We start from the raw sequence: 7,002 nt of genomic DNA on the forward strand, positions 1-7,002 counted from the left end.
CGCTCTAGATTGGACCCGCCAGATCGCGCAGATAGCTCTGCGCGGCATCGGGTGTCAGCGGGCGCGACACGAGAAAGCCCTGTCCGACATCGCAAGCCAGCTCCGCCAGAAAGCGCCGTTGCGCCTCCGTCTGCACCCCCTCGGCGACGACCGTCTTGCCCAGAGCGTGGGCAAGGCTGACGACTGTGCGCACAATGACCTCGTCGTCGGTGCGTTCTCCGATGCCGGCGACGAACGACCGGTCGATCTTGAGCCGGTCCACGGGAACGCGTTTCAGGTGCGCCAGCGACGCATGGCCGGTACCGAAATCATCGAGCGCGATCGCCACACCCATGTCTTGCAGACAGCGCAGGCACCGTTCGATCCGCTCTGAGGACCGGCCGAGCAGAACATTCTCCGTTACCTCGATTTCCAGGATCCGTGCCGGCAGGTCGTGCTCCTTCAGCAAGGTCGCGACCGTATCGACAAAACAGAGACTTTTCAGTTGCGCGGCCGCGACATTGACCGCGACGACGCCGGGATCGAGTCCCGCATCCCACATCCGCCTGGCCGCAGCCAGTGACCGGTCGAGCACATGCCGGCCGAGCGGGACGATGAGTCCCGTCTCCTCCGCCACCGGAATGAAATCGACCGGTGAAATTTCGGGATCGCGCCCGCGCCAGCGCGCCAGCGCCTCAAAGCCCGTATGCGTGCCGTCGGCGATGGAGAATTGGGGCTGGAGCGCGATGTCGAGTGCACCGGTTTCCAGCGCTTCGCGAAGCGCCTGCGCGATGGTGCCGCGCCGTTCCATGCCATGGCGGAGCGACGCGTTGAAATAGCAGTGCCCCCCGCGTTCGCGCGCCTTCGCCTGAAAGAGCGCATTGTCGGCGAATTTCAGGAGTTCAACCGCGTCTTCGCCGTGCTCGGGAAACAGGCACACGCCCATGGTGGCCTGCGGACGGATAACGCGCCCGAGCAGCGTGAAGGGTTCGCCAAGATGCTCCTTGAGGCGCGAGACAAACCGCTCCACCGCGTCCTGATTGCCGACACCTGGCAGGATCAGCGCGAATTCGTCGCCGCCGAGCCGGAGCACGCCATCCTCACTGCGCACCGCGCCGACCAGCCGCGTCGCCACCTCCACCAGCAACGCGTCGCCGGCGGTGTGGCCCTGCGTATCGTTCACTTCCTTGAACTTGACGAGATCGAGCACCACCAGCGCGCCGGTGGTGGCCTCCGCCTTGTGCCGGGCGATCTGCGTCTTCAGTTGTGCGATAAGGACCGTTCGGTTAAAAAGACCGGTCAGGGGATCACGCTCGGCCTGCGTGCGGATCCGGCTTTCCGCCTCCTTCAAGGCCGTAATGTCGGTGCGCACCCCCACCACATATCCGGCGCGCGAACGCAACCGGCGAACCTCGTGCCAACGTCCGCCGCTCATTTGCTGGACTGACACCGCGTTCGGTGTGCGATGCTCCTCTAGACGCTGCGTGATCCATGTTTCCCGATCTGCCTCGCGGTTCGTTCCGCCCATATTCGGCAGCACGAACTCTCCTGCCTCCACGCCGCGCCTCAGGATGGTTTCGAATGGCACACCCGCAGCGATCACGTCTCCCAAGCCGGTGAAAGAAGCAAGGTAGGCAGAATTGTAAACCAGCAGCCGCTCGTCCGCGTCAAAAGCGGCAATTCCTTCAGGTAACGTCTCGACGATATCCCACAGCAGATCTTCCGCATTTCGCCGGCGCCGGACTTCCATGTGAAGGGATGCTTGGGCGCTCGCCAGCGCCTCCGCCATTTCCTCGATAGATCCCCCCTCATCGCTCCCCACGCCAGACGCTCTGGCGGAACAACGCTCGCCAGAGGCAGAAGCGCCGGTTGTCTCGGCGTTCGCTTCATGCATGATTATGGATCCGGCAGGTCTTGCGTCGTGCATAGTGGGTCGCCTCTTCAGCCCATCGGCCGGACGTTGGTAAGGCTCTGTTATCGGCGCCGGGCGCAGTCTTTGAGCAGTCGCACCCGATACCGCGCTGCGACTTTGCATGATGACAACATAGTCGAAGGCGCCCCCTAGTTGTTCTTATGTACGAAATCGTACTTATAGGGTGTTAATTGTGAATTAACACGATAACAGCTCGGTGAGGCTGTAAGTTTTGTCCGGACATCAATACGATGAGAATATGTCCGAACAGCTTCCATTGCCGATAACCAACCGCGTTATCTGCTCCACCAGGGCAGAGGCTCGGGCCTTTCTCGCCACCCGCATGACCATGCGCGAGCTTCACGCAGGTGACGTGCTTTACGAGGAGTGCCAACCCTTCGATCATGCGATATTCCCCCATCGAGGCGTCATCTCGCTTCTGGCGAGAATGGAAGATGGTCGCACGGTGGAAAAAGCGTCGATCGGAAACGAGGGCTTTCTGGGCTTCACCTACCTGAGGGGCGGCAGAGGCGCGATCGGCCTGACCGTGGTTCAGATCGACGGCTACGCCTCCTTCCTGCGCATGAGCGATCTCGATGAGGCGATGGAAACCTTCACCTGCGTGCGCTATGCGATGCTGCTCTATTCCAAGGCGCTGATCTCCCAGCTGATGGAGCTGGTCGCTTGCAACGGGCTTCATTCCGCCACCCAGCGCGTTGCCCGCTGGCTGCTTCATGCCGACGACCGCATGAACGGATCCGACTTCCCGCTGACCCAGGAAGCGCTTTCACAGGTGCTCGGTCTGCGCCGCGCGACCGTCTCCGCCTCCTGCTCGCAATTGTCAAAGAATGGCGCGATCCGCTATTCACGGGGCATGATCTCGGTGAGCGACCGAACAAGGCTGAGAAGTTTCTCCTGCGAATGCTATGACCGCATCACGGCTCGAAGCTATCCCATAACACCTGACTTTTCACCGGCAACGCGCAATGACGACGACTGATCACCCGCTCGGCAGATGCTCGTCAAACAAGAAAAACCCTTGCGCACATTGTTAACAAGTTAATATTGTAACGCCGTTTCATCGAAGATGGAATTCGCACGATTTGGGAGGATCGCTGCATGCCTCATTTCTCCATCGAGTATTCCGCAAACCTCGACCGCCGGGTGGACATGGCGGGGCTGTGCGAGGAAATCCGCAAGGCAATGCTGGCCACCGGCGCTTTCGAGGCCGGTGCGGTGCGGGTACGCGCCGTGCGGTGCGAGGCCTACGCGATCGCCGACGGGCTGAGACAGAACGCATTTATCGACATGGCTCTGCGCATGGCGCCACGCCCGCAAGATGTCCAGAAGAACGTCGGCGACAAGGTCTTCTCCGTCGCCGAAACCTATCTGGCTCCGCTGTTCGAAACGCCGCACTTTGCTCTTTCTCTGGAAATTCGCGAGATCGGCCGTCCCCTGAGCTGGAGGCGAAACGCCATGCATGCGCGGCTTCGCGACGAGAGCTGAAGACAGACGAGCCGGGCGCGGCCGTTCCAACTACAGTTGCTGCGGCCGGGGGAGAGGCCGCAACCGGGAGGACCTCATGCCGATACCAAGCCCCAATCTCTACCCGCCGTTCAACATCGTGCGGCTCAGCCACGTGGAGTTCATCGTCTCCGACCTCGCCGCCTCGCGCGCCTTCTACGCAGACACGCTCGGCCTTCAGGTCACCCACGAAGACAATGACGAGATCTACATGCGCGCCATGGAGGAACGCGGCCACCATTGCATCATCCTGAAACAGGGCGACGAGCCGCGCGCCGACCATCTGGGTTTCAAGCTCTACGGCGAGCGCGACCTGGAACTGGCCGAGAACCACTTCAGCTCGCGCGGGCTGCCGGTGACATGGGTGGAGCGGCCGTTCCAGTCGCGCACGCTGAGGACCTGCGATCCGCACGGCATTCCGCTGGAATTCTACGTCCAGATGGACCGCCTGCCGCCGATCCATCAGAAATACGCGCTCTACAAGGGCGTGAAGCCGCTCCGGATCGACCACTTCAACACCTTCTCGCCGAACGTCGACGAGAGCGTCGCCTTCTTCAACGAGATTGGCTTCCGGGTGACGGAATACACCGAGGACGAGGAGAGCGGGAAGCTCTGGGCGGCCTGGACGCACCGCAAGGGCGGCGTGCATGACATCGCCTTCACCAACGGCCGCGGCCCGCGCCTCCACCACACTGCTTTCTGGGTGCCCACCCCGCTCAACATCATCGACCTGTTGGACCTTATGTCGACCACCGGCTACCTCTCCAACATCGAGCGCGGGCCCGGCCGGCACGGCATCTCCAACGCGTTCTTCCTCTACATCCGCGACCCCGACGGCCACCGCATCGAGATCTACTGTTCCGACTACCAGACCGTCGATCCGGACCTGGAGCCGATCAAGTGGGATCTGAAGGACCCGCAGCGCCAGACGCTGTGGGGCGCACCGGCGCCCAGAAGCTGGTTCGAGGAGGGAAGCCTCTTCACCGGCGTGGAGCCCGTTGCCTCCACGCTCGCCGCCCAGCCGATCATCGCACCCTGACGAGGCCCCCGTGACCTACCCGAACCCCTACGATCCCTACAAGCGCACCGACCTTTCGGACAACGAACGGACCCTGCTGACCTTCATGCGCGACTGCATGCACGGCGGCGACCTGAGCCTGATCAACGACATGGTGGCCGAGGACTACATCCAGCACACGCCGGGCATCGGCCAGGGCCGCGCGGGGCTTCACGCCTATATCAGCCAGATCGGCCACCGGCGCCCGGGCTGGCGGGACTGGCGGCCGATCCAGCTCTTTGCGAGCGGCGATTTCGTCATCCTGCACAAGCTGCTGCCGAAGGTGGTCATCGCAGATTTCATGCGCTTCAATGCCGATGGCCTGATGGCCGAGCACTGGGACGTGGTGCAGCCGCTGCCGGAACCCGGCTACGACCCAATGAAGCCGTCGAGCGAGAACCTGGATCGTTTTAGGGCCTTGTTCGCGATTGCGGATTGAGAAAGGCGGCGTCGGGGCCAGCGCCCTGCCCGCCCCGCTCCGTCACCTCCCGGACTTCGCCGGGCAATGACGCACGAGCGCGCGGCGGCCTTGGCCGCCCCCACGGCGCACGGCCGTTAATTGCCATGTGACATCGAAAGAATTGACGAGACCCCGCCAAGCCGGATCAAATCGGCAGATCAAACAGGGCCGCACCAGATCGGACCCGATCAAATAAAGAGCCACCGCAAACCCCAGCCACTGTCGAGGAGAGACATACGTGATACCGAACCACGACGGACGCATCATGACCGGCGGCGAAGCGATCGTCTCCGCACTTCTCGCCAACGGCATCGAGACGGTCTACGGCCTGCCCGGCGCGCAGATGTATCCCTTCTTCGACGCGCTCTACCAGCACGCCGACCGCATCCGCACCGTCGGCGCCCGTCATGAGCAGGCATGCGCCTACATGGCGTTCGGCCACGCCCGCACAACCGGAAAGCCCGGCGTTTTCTCGGTCGTGCCGGGGCCTGGCGTGCTCAACACCATGGCGGCGCTGTGTACGGCGGCGGGATGCAGTGCGCCGGTGCTGCTGGTCACGGGCCAGGTGCCCACGCCCTTCATCGGCCGGGGCCGAGGTCACCTGCACGAATTGCCCGACCAGCTCGGCACCCTGCGCTCCATCGTCAAGTGGGCCGCGCGTATCGAGCGGCCAGCCGATGCCCCGCGCATTCTGAACGAGGCCTTCCGGCAGATGATGTCCGGCCGGCCGGGCCCGGTCGCGGTGGAAATGGCATGGGACACCATGGCGTCTTCCGAGCGCGTCCATCCGCTGGATGCGGCAGAGCCCGATGCCCCGGTGCCGCCGCTTGCCGAGGCGATCACGGAGGCTGCGGAGCGGATCAAGTGGGCCAAGCGGCCGCTGATCATGGTGGGCAGCGGCGCCCAGCATGCGGCAGCCGCCGTGCGCGCGCTTGCGGAAGCGACCGGTGCGCCGGTGACCGCCTTCCGCGGCGGGCGCGGCATCATGCCGGAAACCCACGCGCTCGGCCTTTCCTCCTACGCCGCCTATCGCTACTGGCCAGAGGTGGACGTGGTCATCGGCATCGGCTCACGGCTTGAAATGCCCTACATGCGCTGGACCGGCATGCGCACCATGATCGACGCGCCCGAGGCCCCGCCCCATCTCATCCGCATCGACATCGACCCGGCGGAGATGAACCGGCTGAAGCCGCACACGGCGATCGTCGCCGATGCGGAGGAGGCGACGGAGGCGCTGCTCGCCGCCCTCGACCATGCCGGCCACAAGGCACATCCCGCGCCCGAGGCCGTGGCGTCCGCCAAGCTCAGCGCGGCGACCGAAACCGCGTCCGTGAAGCCGCATGTCGACTATCTGCACGTCATCCGCGAGGAGCTGCCCTACGAGGGCATCTTCGTGGAGGAACTGTGCCAGGCGGGCTTCACCTCGCAGTTCGCCTTCCCCGTCGTGCGCCCGCGCAGCTACCTGTCGGCCGGCTACCAGGGCACGCTCGGCTTCGGCTTCATGTCGGCGCTGGGTGCCAAGGCCGCCAATCCGGACCGGCCGGTCGTCTCCATCACCGGCGACGGCGGTTTCCTGTTCGGCGTGCAGGAGCTGGCGACAGCGAAGCAATACGGGATCGGCGTCGTCACGATTGTCTTCAACAACAACGCCTACGGCAATGTCATGCGCGACCAGCAGACGGGCTTTGGCGGCCGCACGATCGGCTCCAGGCTGGAGAACCCGGACTTCATGGATCTCGCGCGGTCCTTCCACATTTCCGGACACCGGGTGACGACGCCGGAAGAGCTGCGCCCGGTCCTGCGCAAGGCCATCGCGGCCGACGCGCCGGCCCTGATCGAGGTGAAGGTGGACGCCGGCAGCGAAGTGCCGCCCTGGCCGTTCATTCATCCGACCGGGTGAGGCGGCCGGAGGCGTTTTTTTTTGGGGGGGGGGCCACAGGCGCAAGAACCAAACACCCAGGCCCCCTCGCCCCGAAAGTCAGTGACCTCCACCCGAGGTGGAGGTTTGAAACGCTGCGCTTGAACCACTGGAAGTGGTTTTGTTAGCGCCTAGTAGCTACGATTGAACAG

General features: G+C 64.0%; 6 protein-coding genes. 5 read left to right on the forward strand and 1 reads right to left on the reverse strand.

All coding sequences use genetic code 11. The features are described 5' to 3' along the window. Positions 1-4: 4 nt before the first annotated feature. The gene (locus tag C8N35_RS19465) at positions 5-1,873 is read right to left on the reverse strand and encodes a putative bifunctional diguanylate cyclase/phosphodiesterase (protein ID WP_170122183.1); all 1,869 of its coding nucleotides are present in this window, start codon (positions 1,871-1,873) and stop codon (positions 5-7) included. Between the two features lie 277 nt (positions 1,874-2,150). On the opposite strand from C8N35_RS19465, the gene C8N35_RS19470 reads away from it, so the two are divergent. From C8N35_RS19470 to C8N35_RS19490, 5 genes are all read left to right on the forward strand, one after another. After that, positions 2,151-2,891, forward strand: a complete 741-nt coding sequence (locus C8N35_RS19470) for a Crp/Fnr family transcriptional regulator (RefSeq protein WP_107991384.1) — start codon at positions 2,151-2,153, stop codon at positions 2,889-2,891. Positions 2,892-3,010: 119 nt separating this feature from the next. Further along, complete coding sequence (locus C8N35_RS19475) at positions 3,011-3,397, forward strand: 5-carboxymethyl-2-hydroxymuconate Delta-isomerase (protein WP_107991385.1); 387 nt, start codon at positions 3,011-3,013, stop codon at positions 3,395-3,397. Positions 3,398-3,473: 76 nt separating this feature from the next. Further along, positions 3,474-4,454, forward strand: coding sequence for a 3,4-dihydroxyphenylacetate 2,3-dioxygenase (gene hpaD / locus C8N35_RS19480; protein ID WP_107991386.1), 981 nt, complete (start codon positions 3,474-3,476; stop codon positions 4,452-4,454). 10 nt (positions 4,455-4,464) lie between these two features. Then, complete coding sequence (locus C8N35_RS19485) at positions 4,465-4,911, forward strand: nuclear transport factor 2 family protein (RefSeq protein ID WP_107991387.1); 447 nt, start codon at positions 4,465-4,467, stop codon at positions 4,909-4,911. 286 nt (positions 4,912-5,197) lie between these two features. Further along, positions 5,198-6,832: a thiamine pyrophosphate-dependent enzyme gene (locus tag C8N35_RS19490; protein WP_107991412.1), complete on the forward strand. Its 1,635-nt coding sequence runs from the start codon at positions 5,198-5,200 to the stop codon at positions 6,830-6,832. Positions 6,833-7,002: the final 170 nt, after the last annotated feature.

The sequence above is a fragment of the Breoghania corrubedonensis genome (genome assembly GCF_003053845.1).
Lineage (GTDB): Bacteria > Pseudomonadota > Alphaproteobacteria > Rhizobiales > Stappiaceae > Breoghania > Breoghania corrubedonensis.